Source organism: Hoyosella subflava DQS3-9A1 (assembly GCF_000214175.1).
Taxonomy (GTDB): domain Bacteria; phylum Actinomycetota; class Actinomycetes; order Mycobacteriales; family Mycobacteriaceae; genus Hoyosella; species Hoyosella subflava.
Genome location: NC_015564.1, coordinates 4,700,325 through 4,719,653, shown reverse-complemented (window position 1 = coordinate 4,719,653; position 19,329 = coordinate 4,700,325). Strand labels below are relative to the sequence as shown.

At 60.5% G+C, this 19,329-nt stretch carries 16 protein-coding genes; 9 read left to right on the top strand and 7 right to left on the bottom strand.

The annotated features are described in order from the left end of the window. The first annotated feature begins 123 nt into the window (after positions 1–123). On the top strand, positions 124–1,599 hold the full coding sequence (locus tag AS9A_RS21840) for a CCA tRNA nucleotidyltransferase (RefSeq protein WP_013809348.1): 1,476 nt from the start codon (positions 124–126) through the stop codon (positions 1,597–1,599). Positions 1,600–1,611: 12 nt separating this feature from the next. Here the strand turns inward: AS9A_RS21840 and AS9A_RS21835 are convergent, their stop codons facing one another. Then, positions 1,612–2,913 carry an MFS transporter gene (locus tag AS9A_RS21835; protein WP_013809347.1) on the bottom strand — a complete coding sequence of 434 codons (1,302 nt, stop codon included), beginning with the start codon at positions 2,911–2,913 and terminating at the stop codon, positions 1,612–1,614. 102 nt (positions 2,914–3,015) lie between these two features. Here AS9A_RS21835 and AS9A_RS21830 point away from each other — a divergent pair, with 102 nt between their 5' ends. Next, entirely contained in the window at positions 3,016–3,621 is a 606-nt protein-coding gene (locus AS9A_RS21830) for a YqgE/AlgH family protein (protein WP_013809346.1), read from the top strand. Here the strand turns inward: AS9A_RS21830 and lat are convergent, their stop codons facing one another. The 4 genes from lat to AS9A_RS21810 all read right to left on the bottom strand — a co-directional run bounded on the left by lat (position 3,622) and on the right by AS9A_RS21810 (position 7,253). Next, positions 3,622–4,941 carry an L-lysine 6-transaminase gene (gene lat, locus AS9A_RS21825; protein WP_041451289.1) on the bottom strand — a complete coding sequence of 440 codons (1,320 nt, stop codon included), beginning with the start codon at positions 4,939–4,941 and terminating at the stop codon, positions 3,622–3,624. Between the two features lie 171 nt (positions 4,942–5,112). Continuing rightward, positions 5,113–6,099, bottom strand: a complete 987-nt coding sequence (locus tag AS9A_RS21820; RefSeq protein WP_041452381.1) for a bile acid:sodium symporter family protein — start codon at positions 6,097–6,099, stop codon at positions 5,113–5,115. 345 nt (positions 6,100–6,444) lie between these two features. Next, complete coding sequence (locus tag AS9A_RS21815) at positions 6,445–6,846, bottom strand: VOC family protein (protein ID WP_013809342.1); 402 nt, start codon at positions 6,844–6,846, stop codon at positions 6,445–6,447. Beyond that, positions 6,843–7,253, bottom strand: coding sequence for an SdpI family protein (locus tag AS9A_RS21810; RefSeq protein ID WP_041452379.1), 411 nt, complete (start codon positions 7,251–7,253; stop codon positions 6,843–6,845). The genes AS9A_RS21815 and AS9A_RS21810 overlap by 4 nt, the downstream gene beginning before the upstream one ends. Before the next feature lie 129 nt (positions 7,254–7,382). Here AS9A_RS21810 and leuS point away from each other — a divergent pair, with 129 nt between their 5' ends. After that, entirely contained in the window at positions 7,383–10,298 is a 2,916-nt protein-coding gene (gene leuS, locus AS9A_RS21805) for a leucine--tRNA ligase (RefSeq protein ID WP_013809340.1), read from the top strand. A 43-nt stretch (positions 10,299–10,341) separates the two neighbouring features. Here leuS and AS9A_RS21800 read toward each other — a convergent pair whose 3' ends face one another. Beyond that, the gene (locus AS9A_RS21800) at positions 10,342–11,019 is read right to left on the bottom strand and encodes an SDR family oxidoreductase (protein WP_041452378.1); all 678 of its coding nucleotides are present in this window, start codon (positions 11,017–11,019) and stop codon (positions 10,342–10,344) included. Positions 11,020–11,389: 370 nt separating this feature from the next. Between AS9A_RS21800 and AS9A_RS21795 the strand changes: the two genes are divergently transcribed. Next, a complete protein-coding gene (locus AS9A_RS21795; protein ID WP_041452377.1) occupies positions 11,390–13,063 on the top strand; it encodes a flavin monoamine oxidase family protein in 1,674 nt (557 codons plus the stop codon). 16 nt (positions 13,064–13,079) lie between these two features. Next, positions 13,080–13,430 (top strand): hypothetical protein, encoded by a 351-nt coding sequence (locus AS9A_RS21790; RefSeq protein ID WP_013809337.1) that lies wholly within the window; start codon positions 13,080–13,082, stop codon positions 13,428–13,430. Here the strand turns inward: AS9A_RS21790 and AS9A_RS21785 are convergent. Continuing rightward, entirely contained in the window at positions 13,427–15,499 is a 2,073-nt protein-coding gene (locus AS9A_RS21785) for a PhoX family protein (protein ID WP_013809336.1), read from the bottom strand. The two genes, AS9A_RS21790 and AS9A_RS21785, sit on opposite strands and share 4 nt — an antisense overlap. 281 nt (positions 15,500–15,780) lie before the next feature. Here AS9A_RS21785 and AS9A_RS21780 point away from each other — a divergent pair, with 281 nt between their 5' ends. Genes AS9A_RS21780 through AS9A_RS21765 form a run of 4 tightly spaced genes read left to right on the top strand, consistent with a single transcriptional unit; the run spans position 15,781 to position 19,256 of the window. Beyond that, positions 15,781–17,040: an ABC transporter substrate-binding protein gene (locus AS9A_RS21780; protein ID WP_013809335.1), complete on the top strand. Its 1,260-nt coding sequence runs from the start codon at positions 15,781–15,783 to the stop codon at positions 17,038–17,040. 26 nt (positions 17,041–17,066) lie between these two features. Then, the gene (locus AS9A_RS21775; protein WP_407636556.1) at positions 17,067–18,116 is read left to right on the top strand and encodes a carbohydrate ABC transporter permease; all 1,050 of its coding nucleotides are present in this window, start codon (positions 17,067–17,069) and stop codon (positions 18,114–18,116) included. Between the two features lies 1 nt (position 18,117). Beyond that, positions 18,118–19,035: a carbohydrate ABC transporter permease gene (locus tag AS9A_RS21770; RefSeq protein WP_407636555.1), complete on the top strand. Its 918-nt coding sequence runs from the start codon at positions 18,118–18,120 to the stop codon at positions 19,033–19,035. Further along, entirely contained in the window at positions 19,035–19,256 is a 222-nt protein-coding gene (locus AS9A_RS21765) for a hypothetical protein (RefSeq protein ID WP_013809332.1), read from the top strand. The genes AS9A_RS21770 and AS9A_RS21765 overlap by 1 nt, the downstream gene beginning before the upstream one ends. Positions 19,257–19,329: the final 73 nt, after the last annotated feature.

Genomic DNA, 19,329 nt, shown 5'->3' with positions numbered 1-19,329 from the left:
GGTAGCCGGAAGCGAGCTGTGTCCTTGCGAACTCTACTCTGATGTGCGACCCGGTGCCGGCCGTAGTACCACTGAACTGGGTAAATCCGGTTCTTGTCGCGGCGCCCGGTAGGGTGTCTTGGCGTGGTTCCACCGTTGAGCGATGACACGCACCTGGAAAGCCTCGCCGCGCAGCAGCTTGCGACCGCGGCGGTCGCCTTACGTGACCACGACGCGCTCTTCACGGAGCTCGGCCGGCGCTTCGATGCGATCGGGAGTGAGCTCTATCTGGTGGGCGGATCCGTCCGCGACGCCATGCTCGGGCGCTTGGGCAAGGATCTGGATTTTACGACGAACGCTCTGCCAGAGACTGTGCGGGAAGCCCTTCGCGGGTGGGCTGATGCCGTGTGGGAGACCGGAATCGCATTTGGCACCATCAGTGCGAGCAAGCAGGGTGTGCAGGTTGAGATCACCACGTATCGGACCGATTCGTACGACAGGGTGGGACGCAAGCCTGAGGTAAGTTACGGCGATTCCCTGAATGACGACCTGGTTCGGCGGGATTTTCGCGTGAATGCGATGGCAGTCCAGGTTCGGGTGAGCGGAATTGGTTCGTTCACCGACCCCCTCAACGGTCTGGCCGATCTCGCGGCGGGGGTACTTGATACGCCCGCCGCGCCGGAGGACTCCTTCAACGACGATCCGCTGCGCATGCTCCGCGCCGCGCGGTTTGCCTCCCAGCTGGGTTTGCAGCTCACGCCCCGGGTTGATCAGGCAATCCGTGAGATGGCGGACCAGATCAAGAGAGTGACCGCAGAGCGCATTCGGGCCGAACTCGACAAGCTCATGGAAGGCAGTGACCCTATCGCTGGCCTCGAGGTTCTCGTAAGCACTGGGCTAGCAGAACACGTACTGCCGGAGGTTCCCGCGATGCAACTCGAGATCGATGAGCATCACCAGCACAAAGACGTCTATACGCATTCGCTGACGGTGCTGCGGCAGGCCATCGAACGCGAGGATAACGGGCCCGATCTTGTACTGCGCTGGGCCGCTCTCCTGCACGACATCGGTAAGCCAGCGACTCGGAAGCATGAACCGGGCGGCGGTGTTAGCTTTCACCACCACGAGGTCGTCGGCGCGAAAATGACGCGAAAGCGCATGCGTGCACTGCGCTACTCGAAGCAAATGATCGAGGACGTGTCACGCCTTGTTTATCTGCATCTGCGCTTTCACGGTTACGGCAAGGGCCAGTGGACGGACTCCGCGGTGCGCAGGTACGTCACGGACGCGGGGCCCCTGCTAGACCGACTTAACAAGCTTGTCCGCGCCGACTGCACCACTCGCAACAAGCGTCGGGCGCTCGCGCTGCAGCGCGCTTATGACGATCTAGAAGCCCGGATCGCGCGGATTCAGGAGCAGGAAGACCTCGCGCGCGTTCGTCCGGACCTTGACGGCAACGCCATCATGGAGCTGCTGGGGCTGCCACCGGGACCTGAGGTTGGTAAAGCGTGGAAGTTCTTAAAGGAACTGCGCCTAGAGCGAGGTCCGCTCAGTAGGGATGAGGCCGAAGCCGCGCTGCGCGAGTGGTGGGACGGGTCGAGCGAACCCCGCGACAACTAAGTGCTGTTTGCCTCACCGCCACCACCGATGATGCACACGCCGCCGGGCGTTGAGCGTGATCCCGGCTAGCGCGAGGGCATATATCAGCGCGCCCGCGTAGACAAGGGAAAGCGATCTTCCGTCCGGAGCGACGAATGATGCCGCGATAGCGATTGCGGCGACGAACGCCGCATTGAAGACCATGTCTTGCAGCGCGAAAACCCGTCCACGCTTCGCGTCTGGTATCTCAATCTGCATCGCGGCGTCACTGCTTAGTTTGATCGACTGTCCCGCGATCCCAAACAGGAATGCGGCGACAATCAGAGAATCTTGATCGAGCATGCGGACGAACACGAGCTGCGCTGCGAGGGCGAGAACCACTCCCGAGACGATCGTTTTTGTGCGGCCTAGGCGTGGAATAACGAACGGCATGAGGACTGCTGCTATGACCATGCCGCTCGCGGTCGCGGCAATCGCGAGACCGAACCCCGCGAGTCCTCCAGGGAGTCGCAGTGACCCTTCAGGGTCCTGCAGAAGCAGAACCATAATCAGCGTGTTGATTCCGAATGTGATGCGGTGGGCGCCGAGTGCTGAAAGCGCTGTGGTAACGCCAGGTGAGTGCCAGACCGCACGTGCACCGGTGACGAGGCCGCTGGCCACGGCAGCAACTTCAGTACGCCACGTTCGTTGTGAGCGGGTCAGCAACATCGTCAGTCGGCCAGGCCCGAGTGCCCCCTGCGCGAACCCCCAGGCGGCCGCCCCACCAGCGAGGGGCGCGAGAATGGAAACCGCGGTTGCTGTGCCCGATCCGACGTCCCCCTCCCCCACCACCGAGACAACCAGGATTGATGCGGAGGCGCCGAGTCCGGCAAACCCAGCACCGAGCGTCACAAGTACCGCGTTGGCTGGCACTAGGTGCTGTTGCGCCACCACATTGGGTAGCGATGCGGACAGGCCCGAGAGCACGAACCTGCTCACACCTATCGCGGCTAGGGCGATCAGCAGGAGTACGGGACCATTGATGGACGCAAAAAGCACCACACTCGCAGCGGCGACGAGGCCACACCGGATCACCGCAGCCCAGACTATAACTAGGCGGCGATCCCATCGATCGAGCATGGTGCCGATGAACGGGCCGATCAATGAATACGGCAGCAGCAGGACGACGAAGCCTACTGCGATCGCGACGGGTTCGGTCTGCCGCTCAGGATTGAACAGAATCGCTCCGCCAAGCGCGGCCTGAAAGAACCCGTCGCCGAACTGATTGACCCAGCGCACGACAGCGAGCCGGGCAAGCCCGGGAGAATGACGCATCGCGTCGGCAAATTCCGACATCCGATTCGTCAACGTTCCTCATTCCTCTGGACCTGACTTGCTGTTTACGAAAGGTGCGGCGATCACCAAGAACTCTTCGCCTTACGGTGCCATGATAGGGATGTGTCGAGCTGGGAAGATCCTGAGGACTATCGGGCACGACTCGATCGGACAGTGAAACCGGGCAGCCTGCTGCTTGCTTCGACGGACCTGCTTGAGCCTACGTTCCGTCGCACGGTTATCTATGTCATCGAGCACAACGAGTCGGGCAGCCTGGGTGTTGTGCTTAACCGCGCAAGCGAAACTGCGGTGCACAACGTACTTCCACAGTGGACCTCACTGTCGGCGCGCCCGAAGGCGCTTTTCATCGGTGGGCCTGTCAAACGCGATTCAGCAATCTGCCTGGGAGTGTTGCGTGCCGGAACCCACATTGACGGTCTAGAGGGTATTAGGGCAGTCGAGGGCCGCGTTGTGATGATCGACCTCGACGCCGACCCTGAGGACATGGCTCCGGTGCTGACCGGTCTGCGGATCTTTGTCGGATATGCCGGATGGACAACCGGACAGCTAGATTCTGAACTCGCCCGCGACGACTGGATGGTCATGCCCAGCCTGCCCGCGGACGTGCTCGCACCTGCCCGCGCTGACCTTTGGGGCCGAGTGCTTCGACGCCAGTCCGTGCCCCTGGCTATGCTTGCGACCCACCCGATAGAGCTGGACCGCAACTGATCAGTGGTGGCGGATCAGTGTGCGGTCTAAGGCAGATACTGCGGCATCAAGCTCTTCCCTTGTGACGGTGAGCGATGGGCGGAACCGCACACTGCGCTCCCCGCAGGGAAGCAGGAGGACGTGTTCGACGAGGCGCAGTTCTCGGACTATTTCGTCCCGCACTCCCCCGTCCGCGAGCGTGACCGCACACATGAGCCCCCGCCCACGTGGATCAGTCACGATCGGGTGCCGCGACGCCATCTCCACGAGACGCCCGAAAAGGTGCGCACCGAGATTCGCGGCTCTCGTGATGAGGTGACTGGCTTCAATAATTTCGAGGATGCGGCGTGCGCGCACCATGTCCGTCAGGCTTGCCCCGAACGTGGAGTTAATTCGTGAACTCACGTGGAAGACGTTGTCGGGTACCTCGTCGACCCGACCGCCCGCCATTATTCCGCAGACATGAGTCTTCTTGCCGAACGCAACGACATCCGGTTCCAACCCAAGCTGCTGGTACGCCCACGCTGAGCCGGTCATCCCGCAACCGGTCTGGACCTCGTCGAGGATAAAAAGTGCGTCATGCTTGTGACACAGGTCCTGCATCGCTTGCAGAAACTGTGGCCGTAAATGATGGTCGCCACCTTCCCCCTGGATTGGCTCGGCGATGAAGCACGCGATGTCATGGGGGTTCTCGGCGAACACTGCCCGAGCCTGCCCGAGCGCCTGTTCCTCCAATCTTTCCACGTCACGATCCTGCCCGCTCCGATAAGTACCTGGATACGGATTGGCAATTCGTGGCCACTCGAACTTTGGAAAGCGAGCAGTCTTGATCTGCTCCGTGTTCGTGAGCGACAAGGTGTATCCAGTCCGCCCGTGAAATGCATCTTGAAGATGCATTACCTGTGTCCCGAGTTTGGGGTCCCGACCGTACGCTTCGTTGAGTCGGCTCTTCCAATCGAATGCAGTTTTGAGAGCGTTCTCAACGGCGTTTGCGCCACCCTCAATGAAGAATAGGTGCGGCAATCGCTCATCACCGAGCACGCGAGCGAACGTCTGAACGAACTCAGCCATGGCGACGGTGTACATATCTGAGTTGGAAGGCTTGTTGTACGCGGCGAGCAGTAGTTCACCTCGGAACTGCTCGTCCTCGGTAAGTCCGGGGTGATTCATTCCGAGTGCCGATGACGCGAAGAACGTGAACATATCGAGATAGCGGGTTCCGGTCTGTGCATCGACGATCCACGATCCGTGTGAGCGGGCTAAGTCGAGGACAATGTCGAAGCCGTCCGCGAGCATCGACCGAGCGATCGTGGGATGGACCTCGCTTGGCACCAGGCTCATCTCTCTATGGTATTGCTACCGGGCCTCTCCCCTCCCCTATTGCGGTGGGTGCGCTCGATCAGTAGCCCGATCACCTGTCCGGGCGGGGTGTGCGTGCAGGCCTGATCGTGGGCATGCCCGCGCGTGTCCGCGTCCACCTACGTTATACATCGGAGCGGATGAAACCCCTGATCAATCGGTACGATCGCCCTGCTCGTGGGCATGTCCGATTCGTGACGCCAGGATCGCGCATACAACCAGCTGGATCTGATGGAAGATCATCAGCGGAAGGATGATCAGACCGACGGACTGTCCGGCGAAGAGCACGGTAGCCATCGGCAGCCCGCTTGCAAGGGATTTCTTGGATCCGCAGAAGAGGATGACGATCTGATCCTCTCGCGAGAACTTCAGCAATCGACCGGCGAATGCGGTCAGGAGAAGGACAACGCTCAAGAGGACGCAACTGATGAACACGATGATGATGACGTGGCGGACCTCGACGATCTGCCAGATACCTTCACGCATGCTCTCGCTAAATGCCGCATACACGACCAGTACGATTGACGTCCGGTCAACCAAGCGCGTCGGGCGTGCGTGCTTGATGAGAAATCCGCCAATAAATGGCCGAGCCAGCTGACCAACCAAAAAGGGCAAGAGAATCTGCAGAACAATGTTGATTACCGCGCTGGGACTGACTTGAGCATGCCCGGTCGTGTTCATGAGCATGATCACGAGCAGGGGGGTCAGGAAGACACCGATCAGGTTCGACGCGGATGCACTGACTATTGCTCCGGCTACATTTCCACGCGCGATTGAGGTAAAGGCGATTGAGGACTGCACAGTAGAAGGGAGCAGACACAGGAATAGCAGTCCTGCGTAGAGCCCGGGGGTGACTATTCCTGGCTCGAGTGGCTTCATTGCCATTCCTAGGAGGGGAAATACCACGAAAGTTGCAGCAAGTACGACGATATGGAGTCGCCAATGTGTGAGTCCCTTTAGCGCGTCTTGTGGGGCAAGGCGCGTGCCATACAGAAAGAAAAGCAACGCGATACAAAAGCGTGTTGCCCAAGTGGCGACGGTTTCCCATACTCCTGTGGCAGGAAGAAGGCTCGCGATGACAACGGCACCAAAAATCGCAAGGATGAAGCCATCAATGCCGTAGCGCGAGAGTCTTTTCACGAACACAACGCTAATACCTCGATACGCGCAGTGTTCTGCGAGGTCTATCACTGATGGTGCGTGAAGCAAACGCTGTCACGTGACGGAATTGGTTCGTACGCCTCTGCACCGGGGTTCCGAGCGTGAGTGGCGACGGCTACTGTTACCTAGAGGTGACGTCCTCGAGTGTGGTCTGTGATGGTCATGCTTGAGCCTGCTCGTGGGCATGTTCGGTCAGCAACCGGGCACGTCACCGAGCATGCCCGATCAGGAAGGGTTTACTGGCCCGCCTGCCGGTGCCGCCCGCGGGCATGTCCGGGCAGTATGCGGGCCGTCGTCCGGCCATGGCCGCGGGGGAGTAGCGGATTAAGTCGCGTCGGACAGCGGCTGGTTGAGCAGAATCAGGTTCCCGCATCCGTCATCGAGCATCGCCTGGAGATTCGCTCCCATTTCGGTGGGGCGCATGGTGAAAACCACACCTAGCGATGCGAGCCGACGGTGCTCGGCCACCAAGTCGTCTACAGCAAAAACGGCCGCAGGGATGCGTGCGTCGTAGAGGTTCTTCTGGTACTCCGCGGCAATTGGATTGCCATTGGGCTCAAGGAGGAGCTCCGTTCCATCGACGTGTGCAGAGGGAACTATGGTTAGCCATCGTGCACCACCGACGAGAAGGTCGTTCTTCTTGGTGAACCCCAGTAGTTCGGTGTAGAAGCGCAGTGCCCGGTCTTGATCATCAACGTAGATGCTGAAAGCGCCGAAGGTGATCACGCGCAGCCGTCCTGTGGCGAGCAAGCTTCCGCAATGGAACAGCCGCTGCAGGTCGAGCAGGCACCGCCTGTCGCGGCGGGCACTGCGCGGGCTGCGCGAATACCGAGGTTAGCCCCCGCCCCGGCAACCAGAATCGCGGCGACGACAGCGGCCAGCATGGCGACCACGGTCAGCCAGCCGGACAACACCACGCCGCCTGTTGCCCCGAAGACCAGAATGGTGCCCGCGCCAATCATTGTGGGCGCCGCGACCTTGTTGGCGACCCGAAAGGTGTCATCATCGCGGAGCGTTTCAGGGGAACGCACCCCGGCGAAACGGTTGCGTGGGAGACGTTCGATGGCGCCCGCTATCCCGGCGGTGATGAAGAACGCAGCGAGCACAAGGAGGACGATTGCAGCGACAAGCACGGTCACCAGCATACGGCGGAAGGCGGCGGAGTCGGAATCTGGGCAGTGTAGCCATTAGTCTTATCGGGGCACAGTGTCCGCCCCATTGGTGGACCATCGGCGCGACGACTCGGTAGGTAGACAGCCACAGTGAGTGATTCAGGGACAAACACGAGGACTGGTACGGACACATCCGCACGCGATCTCACTCCGCAATTCCGGTATACAGCTGAATTGGCAGGAGAGATCGAGCGCCGCTGGCAGGAGCGCTGGAACGAACTCGGGTCGTTCCATGCGCCAAACCCGACGGGACCACTCGCAGGGGATGTCCCCGAGGACAAGCTTTTTGTTCTGGACATGTTCCCGTATCCCTCGGGCGCCGGGCTCCACGTCGGGCACCCGCTCGGATTCATCGCAACCGATGTCTACGCCCGGTATCACCGTATGCGCGGCCACAACGTACTCCACACGATGGGCTTCGACAGCTTTGGGCTTCCGGCGGAACAGTATGCGGTGCAAACCGGGACCCACCCCCGCACCACCACGGAAGCGAATATCGAGCGCTACCTGGCTCAGATCCGGCGTCTCGGCCTGGGGCACGACGAGCGTCGCCGGGTCGCGACAACGGACACAGATTTCTACCACTGGACACAGTGGATCTTCCTCCAGATCTACAACTCGTGGTACGACGGCGAACTCGGGCGTGCCCGCAGCATCGGGGAACTGATCGCGGAGTTCGAGTCAGGTGCCCGGGCGGTGCCCGGTGGACGTGACTGGGCAGAGCTGACGAGAGCTGAGCGCGACGCTGTCCTCGAAGAGTTTCGCCTGGTGTATCACTCGAACGCTCAGGTCAACTGGTGCCCTGGTCTCGGCACCGTTCTGGCGAATGAGGAGGTAACTGCGGACGGACGCAGTGAGCGCGGCAACTTCCCCGTTTTCCGCAAAGAGTTGAAGCAGTGGATGATGCGCATCACCACCTACGCTGACCGCCTCCTCGACGATCTTGATCTACTTGATTGGCCCGACAAGGTCAAGACGATGCAGCGCAACTGGATCGGCCGTTCGCGTGGTGCCAACGTGGAGTTCGCGACCGACTCTGGACGTGACATCGAAGTCTTCACCACGCGCCCAGACACATTGTTCGGTGCGACGTACATGGTCCTCGCACCCGAGCATGAACTTGTTGACACGCTGATTTCGGCCGAGTGGCCGACCGGCACAGACGCCCGATGGACCGGGGGAGCGGCAAGCCCAGCAGAAGCTGTAGCCAAATACCGGGCCTCCATCGCATCGAAAACTGATTTGGAACGCCAAGAGAACAAAGAAAAGACGGGTGTCTTCCTCGGTAGCTTTGCCACGAACCCCGTCAATGGTCACAAGATCCCGGTCTTCATCGCAGATTATGTGTTGACCGGCTACGGGACCGGCGCGATCATGGCAGTTCCTGCGCACGACGTTCGTGACTTCGAGTTCGCTACGACTTTCGGTCTGGAAATCGTCCGGGTGATTGCTGCCGACACAGAGGGTTCCGACACTTCGGCACCGGAAACGCTCGACGCAGCGTTCACTGGGGATGGAGTGGGTATCAACTCGGCGAACGATAGCGGGCTTAACATCAACGGCCTTCGTGTAGACGAGGCGAAAACCCGTGCGATCTCGTGGCTCGAAGAGCAGGGCAGAGGGAAGGGCACCGTTCAGTACAAGCTGCGGGACTGGCTTTTCGCTCGTCAGCGTTATTGGGGCGAACCCTTCCCCATCGTGTATGACGAAGACGGTGTCACCTACGCGCTACCAGACTCGATGTTGCCGGTCGAACTCCCCGACCTGACGGACTACGCACCTGTCACTTTCGATCCCGATGATGCGAACTCGGAGCCGTCGCCTCCGCTTGCTAAGGCAACCGACTGGGTGAACGTCGAGCTTGACTTGGGTGACGGCCTGAAGACCTACCGCCGGGACACCAATGTCATGCCTCAGTGGGCGGGCAGTTCCTGGTATCAGCTCAGGTACATCGATCCGACAAATCAGGACGAGTTCTGTGCCAAGGACAACGAGGCTTACTGGGTCGGCCCGCGCCCCGAGATTCACGGTCCACACGACCCCGGAGGAATCGACCTGTATGTCGGTGGCGTCGAACATGCCGTGCTGCACCTCTTGTACGCGCGCTTCTGGCACAAGGTGCTCCATGACCTGGGGCACGTGAGCTCAGTCGAACCTTATCGGCGTCTGTTTAACCAGGGTTACATTCAAGCGTTTGCCTACACCGATTCGCGTGGTGTGTACGTTCCGGCCGATGAGGTCGAGGAAAAGGGCGATAAGTTCTTCTGGACTGGACCGGACGGGCAGACCGTTGAGGTCAATCAAGAGTACGGAAAGATGGGTAAGAGCCTTAAGAATTCCGTCACTCCTGATGAAATAGCCGAAGACTTCGGTGCCGACACGTTGCGCGTGTACGAGATGTCGATGGGACCTCTCGACGCCTCCCGGCCGTGGGCTACCAAGGACGTCATCGGCGCCCATCGATTCCTGCAGCGCGTATGGCGCCTTGTCATCGATGAAGAATCGGGCGCTATGAAAGTCGTCGAGCGAGAGCTCGACGAGACCACGCTTCGCGTCGTAAATCGGACGATCGCCGGAGTCGATGAGGAGTATGCGTCCCTGCGCATGAACACCGCTGGTGCGAAGCTCATCGAGCTGACAAACCACCTCACCAAGGCCTACCCGAATGGCGCTCCTCGATCAGCCGTCGAACCGCTCGTATTGATGATGGCGCCACTTGCCCCACACGTTGCGGAGGAGTTGTGGTCTCGGCTCGGCCACGAAACCCCGCTTGCCCACGGACCCTTCCCGACGGCAGACGAACGATGGCTGGCGGATGAGACCCTCGAATACCCCATCCAGGTGAATGGAAAGGTCCGCGGCCGCATCAACGTGCCAGCGGATTCATCCCGCGAGCACGTGGAACAGGTGGCACTGGCAGACGACAAGATCGCCACGTTGATCGAGGGAAAGACACCGCGGAAGGTGATTGTTGTGCCCGGAAAAATGGTCAACATCGTCCTTTAAGCGCCGCCGCTTATCCCGTTCACGCCTCAGTTCTGAACACCAACTAGCGTGTGGCTGGCCGGAGCATCACTTCTGTCGGGTGGGCATCGCGGGGAGTGCGAATGGCATTTCCCACGGCCAGCGCAACCGTCGATGTCTTGAGGAAATCGTCAGGGTTGTACTCGTCCTTCCCCTCGGCGCTGATGATCGCGCGCTGCATATCGGTGTCGATTCGGCCCGGGTGGATCGAGGTAACCCGCAGCGATGGCTCTTCGGCTCGCAAGGCGTCGGAGAACGCTCTCAACGCAAACTTCGAGGCAGCGTAAGCGCTCCAGCCAGGGTTGACGCGCAGTCCGGCTCCTGAGTTGATGAGAACTACGTGACCCCCCGCCCGTCGCAGCGCCGGGAGCAGGACGCGTGTGAGGTGGACTACCGCAAAGAGGTTCACTTCCATTGTGGTGCGCCATGTGTCTAGCGATGTGTCTTCGATGGATCCGATACGCGCAAAACCGGCGTTGTGCACCAGAACGTCGAGCTCTTCGATTTGGCGTGCTGCTCGCTCAACTGCGTCGTGGTCGGTCAGATCCACTGTCCAGGGTTGAGCGTTCGGCAGATGATCTGCCAGGGGTGTCAGCGCCTCAGCATCGCGGCCACCGAGGAGGAGGCTGTGTGTGGATTCGAGTTCCTGGGCGATCGCAGCACCTAAGCCGCGGCTTGCTCCGGTAATGAGGGCGACAGGCATAGGTGCCAGGCTAGTCGCTGCTGAATCATCCCTCTGTATGTGGGCGACTTCGACGTGCCTACATGAGCGCAGTGCGTCGAGCGGGTTGTTCGAGAACCGGAACCCAACCTTGATGCGGTTGCGACCAACCCACGCAAGGGTGGTACGCGTGGCCCGTAACGCCACTGGGCAGCACCATTACCCTGACCAGTCACATGACCGCTGCCTGCTCGCGGGCATGCCCGGGCGCATGACCGGACGCATGACCGGACGGGTGCCCGGAAATTGGCACTCGAATGAAAACTCATAAAACCCCTTTTCAAGTAGGGTGAACCACCTGCTCGCTGAGCCGCCCGATTTGCGGATCGGGCACCCGACCGACGGAGATGGCATGACAGCTGCGCCGCTGCTCACGATGCTCGTTCCGGACTTCCCGTTCTCGTACGACGAGTACCTATCGCATCGAGCGGGTCTCGGCTCCATACCTCAGGATGCCCAGGGGACGGAAGTGGCGGTCATCGGAGCCGGAATGGCCGGTCTCGTCGCGGCCCATGAACTAATGCGCCTCGGTTTACGTCCCGTCGTGTACGAATCTGCTCACCTCGGCGGTCGGATGCGCAGCGTACGGTTCGATGGCCCAGAATCCCCGGCGGCTGATCTCGGGGCCATGCGTTTCCCCGCGTCAGGCCGAGCGTTCTTCCACTACGTCGATGCGTGCGACGTCAGCACGAGGCCTTTCCCGAATCCGCTGTCGCAAGCGACATCCAGCACCGTCATCGAACTTGCCGGAGTGCGGCACTACGCGCAGACGATTCAGGACCTTCCTCCGCTTTTCCGCGACGTCGCCGCAGCCTGGGCAGACTGCCTCGATGAGGTAGGCCGCGAAACGATCCAGGCCGCAATCAGTGCGCGTGACACGCGTGCGATCAAACTGCTCTGGAACGAGCTCGTCGGTCGACTCGATGACGAGTCCTTCTACGGATTCTTAGCCCGATCACGTGCTTTCCGGGCTGCCCCATTTTCGTTCCGCGAGACATTCGGTCAAGTCGGATTCGGCACGGGCGGATGGGATACCGATTTCCCTAACTCCATCCTTGAAGTACTGCGGGTGGTGTTCACCAACGCGGACATCGATCAACGGCGCATCATCGGGGGAGCGGACACCGTCGCGCGCGCGCTGTGGAAGCACCCAGCACAGGGCCTGATGCACTGGCCACACGGAACTTCGCTCGCCGCGTTGCACCCAGCTGGTCCACGGGTAGGTGTGAAGGCGGTGCACCGCGTATCACCCACAGCAATCAGCGTCGAGGACCGCCTGGGGAACTCGGCCACGTACCCGGCCGTCGTCGCGACATGCCAGACGTGGTTGCTTTCTGCACAAATCGACTGCGACGAATCCCTTTTCAGTCAGGAACTCTGGGCGGCAATGGAACGCAGTCACTACATGCAGTCGTCCAAAACGTTCGTGATGGTGGACCGGCCGTTCTGGCTTGACCGGGACCCAAGCACCGGCCGGGACGTCATGAGCATGACGCTCACGGACCGGCTAACCAGAGCAACCTACCTCCTCGACGACGGGCCAGACCGGCCGGCCTTGATTTGCCTGAGCTACACCTGGAATGACGATGCGTTGAAGTGGCTCGCGCTGGACCCAGATGAACGTGTTCGCCTCATGCTGCACTCATTACGGAAGATCTACCCTGACGTCGACATAGCAGCGCACATTCGTGGCAAACCGATCACCGTCTCGTGGGAAAGCGATCCGAACTTCATGGGTGCCTTCGGAAATAATCTTCCCGGGCACTACAGATACCAGCGCCGGTTGTTTACCCACTTTATGCAGGACAACTTCCTCGACCGCCACCGCGGCATCTACATCGCGGGAGATGACATCTCATTCACGTCTGGCTGGGCGGAGGGAGCAGTAACCACTGCCCTGAACGCAGTATGGGCGGTCCAGAAACAGCTTGGCGGGCAGTCTCATTCCGAGAATCCAGGCCCGGGTGACCGGTTTCACGAGCTTGCACCCGTGGATCTCGATAGCATTTCCGAACAGACCAAATGACGAAGGGATCAGCGCTATGGGGAAAATCGTGAGGCTGATGGCCGCTGGGGCATGCGCGGGCGTGGTCGCGGCCGGGACGATGCTCGCCGCGGCTGCGACAGGTCAAGCGCAACAACCCGCCGACTGCCCGTACCTTCCGATGGGAGTGGCAGGGCTTTCGCTCTGTCTGGAAGGAACTGGCGAGCACCGGATCGTCATGGATTGTGTAGACCGGGTCTTCCCGCAGATCGGTGGCAGCAGCCACGGTTTCACGACGATGCGAGTGACTGGGCCGTGGATGCCAGTAGGGCAGCCATCATTCGCCACATGCCTAGGCGAGGGGGGCATGCTGCCCATCACGCAGATGCTGTGGTCAGAAACCCGCTAACCGTTCCACACAGCGACAACTGCCGGGCGGGGCTGCGAGGTGCCCCCGTCCGGCCAGTGTGAAGCCGGCGTTTCCGCCGTGTAGTTGTCGCTTTCACCGGGGTGCTGGACGCAAACGAGCACGCGCTCCTCGGTCACGATCGGTCCGCACGTCTCTGCTCCGACAGGAACTGTTAGAAACTGTTTCGTCTCGCCGCGGCGCGGGCCGTCCAGCACAACGGAGAAGAGACCTTCGTTAGTTCCCAGCGCGTTTCCATCCGTGGCGATCCAGAGGTTGCCAAAAGGATCGAAGGCAACATTGTCGGGGCATGAAATCGGACTGACCCGGGACTTGTCGAAACCACCAAAGTACGAGTCGGCAGTCGCGGGGTCACCGCAAACAAGCAGGATGTTCCAGGTGAACGTGGTGCCTGCGTGGTCGTCCTCTAACTCGAGCACGTGACCATTCTTGTTGCCGTGGCGGGGGTTGGCCTCGTCGGCGCGTGGATAGCCTCCGGAACCACGCCGGGTGTTATTCGTCAGCGCCGCGTAGACCTTTCCAGTCTTTGGATTCGCCTCGACGTCTTCGGGACGGTCCATTTTTGTCGCCCCTACTTTGTCCGCGGCCAGGCGCGTGAAAACGGCCACTTCCTCAGCGCTGAAGCCCTCCACAAATGACGTGGCAGTCTCGCCTTCTGAGCGCAGCAAGGGCAGCCACTCGCCGCTGCCATCGAACCTGTCATCCGCTGGCAGACGGCCTGAACCGTCGATCTCCGCCGCTGGTGAATTTCCCTGGAATCGCGCGACATACAGGGTGCCCTCATCGAGAATCGTCATGTTGTGACGCATGGACGCCGCCCCGTCACCCGGCATGATCTTCTTCGACGAAACGAATTTGTAGATGTAGTCGAATCGCTCGTCGTCGCCCATGTACGAGACGACCGTACCGTCACCCGTGACGTAAATCGTCGCGCCTTCATGTTTGAACCGCCCCATCGCGGTGTGCTTCACCGGCATCGACGCGGGATCCCACGGGTCGATCTCGACGATGTACCCAAACCGGTTGGGCTCGTTGAGTTCTCTGGTCACATCAAACCGGGAATCGAAACTCTCCCAGCGACGGTTCGACGCTTCGCCTGTGATGCCGTACCGGCGCAACCGGGTACGAGCGGGCTCCGCAGTCACTCCGTCACCGTTGCCAAAATATTGGTTGAAGTTCTCCTCGCCGGAAAGAACAGTTCCCCACGGGGTTACACCGCCTGCGCAGTTGTTCAGCGTACCGAGTACCCGTGTTCCAGTGGGATCCGCGGTAGTACGCACCAACGAGCTTCCGGCTGCGGGACCTGTCAACCGGAACTCGGAAGTCGCGGTGAGGCGGCGGTTCAGATTCGACATCATGGGGACGAGCGCGCCACCGCCCGGATGCCCCTCCACCTTGACGACCGAGAGTCCATGCGCGGCCCACGCAATCCGGACTTGATCCTCAGTCGGTTCGTCCTCGTCGTACCCGAAGAACATCGCCGGCTCCGTGGTGTACTCGTGGCTGACGACCAGGAGGTACTCGTTCAGAGCTCCGGCGATCGGCAAAAGTGCGGCGAAATCGTTGTTGTAGCCGAACTGCTTTTCCTGGGCTGCCGCTGTTTGATTGCCGAAATCGAACTCCGGCGCTCCTGGCATCACCGGATCGCCCCACCGGATGACGACACCACTGGAATAGCCGGGAGGGACCACAACTGCGTCTCGATTGTTCGGCACGACGGCCTCGAAATCCAGTCCGGGAGGAGGAGGTACGAGATCTAGTAATAAATCCCCGGATCCGACGTCGATCGAGCCTGGCTGCGCTGCAGCCGAACCGGTGCCCACGGAGAGGAGCGAACCACCGGCACTCGCCGTGAGCACAGCGAGCGCACCCCGGCGAAGGACGGTACGCCGATCGAGGGCCATGCGTGCGACATCGCGAAAGTACGGATTCTCGGACGTATTCGGAACGGGCTGAGAGCATGCGTCGCCGCAGCGATACTGGCACGTCAGGTGTGAACGGGAGGACGTCCCATCATGTTTGACGAAGAGGTATAGGGGCTGCAGTGTCACGAATCGCTCCTACGACGGCTCACGGGCTGCTGATCGTCCCGGACAGTAGAGAGGTGAGGTGAGCAGCAGGGGAGGGTGCGGTAACGGCTAAGAAGACGCCCGAAGAACACGGATGCAGTAGGCCGCAAAACAGGTCTGTTCTGTAGGCGGGCACGCTGATCGATGCGGTGTCGAGACGCAAATGCCGCTATTTGTTGGTGTGAGAGGGCACACTGTTTGCCGACGGTGATTGCTGCGTAACACGGTGTGGCACTGTGAGGCACGATAGAACTGGAGTGACAATGTCTTTGATCCCACGAGCGCTACTCGCAGCGGGTGCGGCGACTGCGCTGCTGCTGACAGGGTGTTCTAACCCCTTGAGCGCTGATCAGGCGGCCGAGGAAAACCTCGATGGCCGCGGGCCAATTTCCTTCGCGATGGGCAGGAATGACGCCGCGGTGATGATGCAGGTCATCGATCGCTGGAACGAAGACAACCCGGACGAGCAGGTCGAGTTCATCGAACTTCCTGGTGAAGCCGATGAGCAACGCAACGCCCTCGTGCAATCACTGCAGGCCCAGGACGGTCAGTACGACGTGATGGCGCTAGACGTCGTGTGGACCGCGGAGTTCGCAGCAGAGGGCTGGCTGCAGCCCCTCGAAGACGAACTTGCGATAGAGACGTCGGGACTCCTCCCTGCAACCGTGGAGAGCGCCACCTACCGCGACACCCTCTACGCGGCACCCCAGAACACAAACGGCGCACTTCTCTTTTACCGGACTGACCTTGTGGAGACTCCTCCGGAGACGTGGGATGAGCTGATTGAATCGTGCCCCGCAGCCTTCGATGAAGGAATCGACTGCTACATCGGTCAGTTCCGCAACTATGAGGGACTCACGGTGAATGTGTCGGAGGCTGTAAACGCCTTCGGCGGCGCGATTGTCGGTGAGGACGGCCAGACACCCGAGGTTGACACTCCCGAGGTTCATGAAGCACTTCAACTGCTTGTCGACTCGTTCGCAGATGGCGTGATCCCACAGCGCGCAACAGGATTCTCCGAAGAAGAAACACACTTGACCTTCACGGGCGGTGACGCGATGTACGCGCGCAACTGGCCGTACATGTATGCCATCGGTGAGAGTGAGGAGTCAGAGATCGCAGGCGACTTTGCTGTCGCTCCGCTTCCAGGCAAGGATGGCGTCGGAGCGTCGACGCTGGGTGGATACAACAACGGCATCAGCGTTTTCTCCGAGAACAAAGCCACCGCGCGCGACTTCATCGAGTTCGTACAGAGTGAAGAGAACCAGCGCTCCTTTATGGAGGCCGCGTTCCCGCCGGTCCTCGAATCGGTCTATGACGACGAAGAACTTCTCGAGGAATACCCCTACCTGCAGGCGCTGAAAGAATCACTGCAGAACGCGGAGCCGCGCCCAGTCACCCCGTTCTACGAGGCCATCTCGACTGCGATCCGCGACAATGCCTATGCTGCAATCCGTGGCGACAAGTCTGTGGATGAAGCGATTGCTGACATGCAATCCGCGATCGACGCCGCAGGACGCTAACTCCTGGGGGACTGAAGGAGATTCACTTGGCTGAATCGGCTAGGGCCGGAGGTGCAAATGCCTCCGGCCCTTCGCTGCCTCCGCAGCAGGCTGGCCCTTCGCTGCCTCCGCAGCAGGCTGGCCCTTCGCGCAGGAAACGCGACTGGCGCCCCGTATACCTGATCGCCCCGTCGATGGTCATCCTCGCTGTGGTCATCATGTACCCGGTGCTCCGCGCGGTGTACTTGTCATTCCAGAGTGACCGGGGGTTCGATCAGGACACGGGCCGGTTCATCGATGGCGGTTTCGCGGGCATCGCGCACTACACCAGGTGGATCTTCCAGCAGACCACAAGTTCTCTCGGGGAGACGATCTCCTGCCCGCCGGGAACGTTGTGCTCGAACTTCTGGGAATCAGTCGGCGTCACGTTCTTCTTCGCGGGTGTCACCGTCACGGTGGAGGTCGTGCTTGGGTTCTGGATGGCCATCATTATGAGCCGGACGTTCATGGGGCGTTCGCTGCTCCGAGCGAGCGTTCTGATCCCGTGGGCCATACCGACAGCAGTCACCGCGAAGCTCTGGTACTTCATTTTCGCCGATCAGGGCATCGCGAATCGGATAATGGGCCGCCAGGTCGGCTGGCTCACCGACGACTGGGCTGCCCGATTCGCGGTCATCATTTCGGATGTATGGAAAACTACGCCATTCGTGGCTCTTCTGATTCTCGCTGGGCTGCAAATGATTCCGCAGGATGTTTATGAGGCGGCGAAGGTTGATGGCGCCAACGCCTGGCAGCGATTCACCCAGATCACGCTTCCTCTCGTCAAGCCCGCGCTCATGGTCGCGATCTTGTTCCGAACCCTTGATGTGCTGCGCATGTACGATTTGCCCGCAATTTTGCACGGAGTTTCCGGAGCGTCGCCGACCACGACGGTGTCGATTCTGGTGGTCGCTGACATCAGGCAGGGGAACTTCAATAGCGCGTCAGCGTTGTCCACGCTCGTATTTCTCATGATATTCGGCGTTGCATTCATCATGGTGAAATGGCTGGGTGCGAATGCTATTCGTACACAGGACGCGGAGCGAAAGGGCGCATGACGTGGTAAGTGCAACAACGGCGCCGCCTAGTCCGCACTCGCGCGAAAATGCTGGAAAGGTCACGGCAGCAAAGGCGATCGCACAGCGTAAGCGCAGGAGTCAGATTCTGCGAACCTACCTAGGCGTGGGGTTCATCCTAGTGTGGGGGCTCGCGCCCTTCTACTGGATGGTGGTTACCGCGTTCCGTGATTACCGGTACACCTTCGACACGACCCCGTGGCCGACCCACATCACATTCGATAACTTCCGCAGCGCACTCACGCCGCGTGCCGGGAATGACTTCATGGGCGCGATCATCAACAGCCTGATAATCGGTGCGGCCACCACTGCTATCGCGTTGCTGCTGGGGATCTTCACCGCCTATGCACTGGCGCGTCTTGACTTTCGCGGGAAGTACGTCGTCACGGGTGTGATTCTTGGAGCCGCAATGTTCCCCACCGTTTCGCTGGTCACGCCACTGTTCCAGCTCTTCACGGATATCAACTGGATCGGAACGTACCAGGCCCTCGTCATTCCGAACATTTCCTTCGTTCTGCCGCTGACCGTATATACGCTCACGTCTTTCTTCGGGGACCTGCCATGGGAACTCGAGGAAGCAGCTCGCGTCGACGGCGCTACACGGGCGCAGGCATTCCGGATCATCATGCTTCCCCTGGCTGCGCCTGCACTGTTCACTACCGCCATCCTGGCCTTCATCTTCACGTGGAATGAGTTCCTGTTAGCAAGCCTCCTCTCGAACCGATCTACTGAGCCCGTCACGGTCGCGATTGCCCGGTTCGCCGGAGACAATCCGTTCGCGCAGCCGTACTCGGCGATCATGGCCGCGGGAACCTTGGTGACCATTCCGCTCGTGATCATGGTGCTCATCTTCCAGCGCCGGATCGTCTCCGGATTGACGGCTGGCGGTGTGAAGAGCTGATGCACCCGGTCGGATTGCGGCAACGACTCGAAGTGCTCCTTGGATTCTTGAGCTTCTTCACAGCGATAGCCTTCTTCAGTGCAGTTGCTGTCATCTTTCGGGGCGATGTGGCACTCGGCCCATCGGTGATTCTGCTCGTGTGTGTGACGTTGCTGTGGTTCACATACCGGAAGTGGCGGCGACTCCGTGAACCTGCGCGCACCAGACACCCAGACTCCTGACCACACACCGCCTGTAGGCGGGTCCTGGTCGGGGCAGAGGGTGTATGGCCGAAGGGGTCTGTCCACCCCCGTG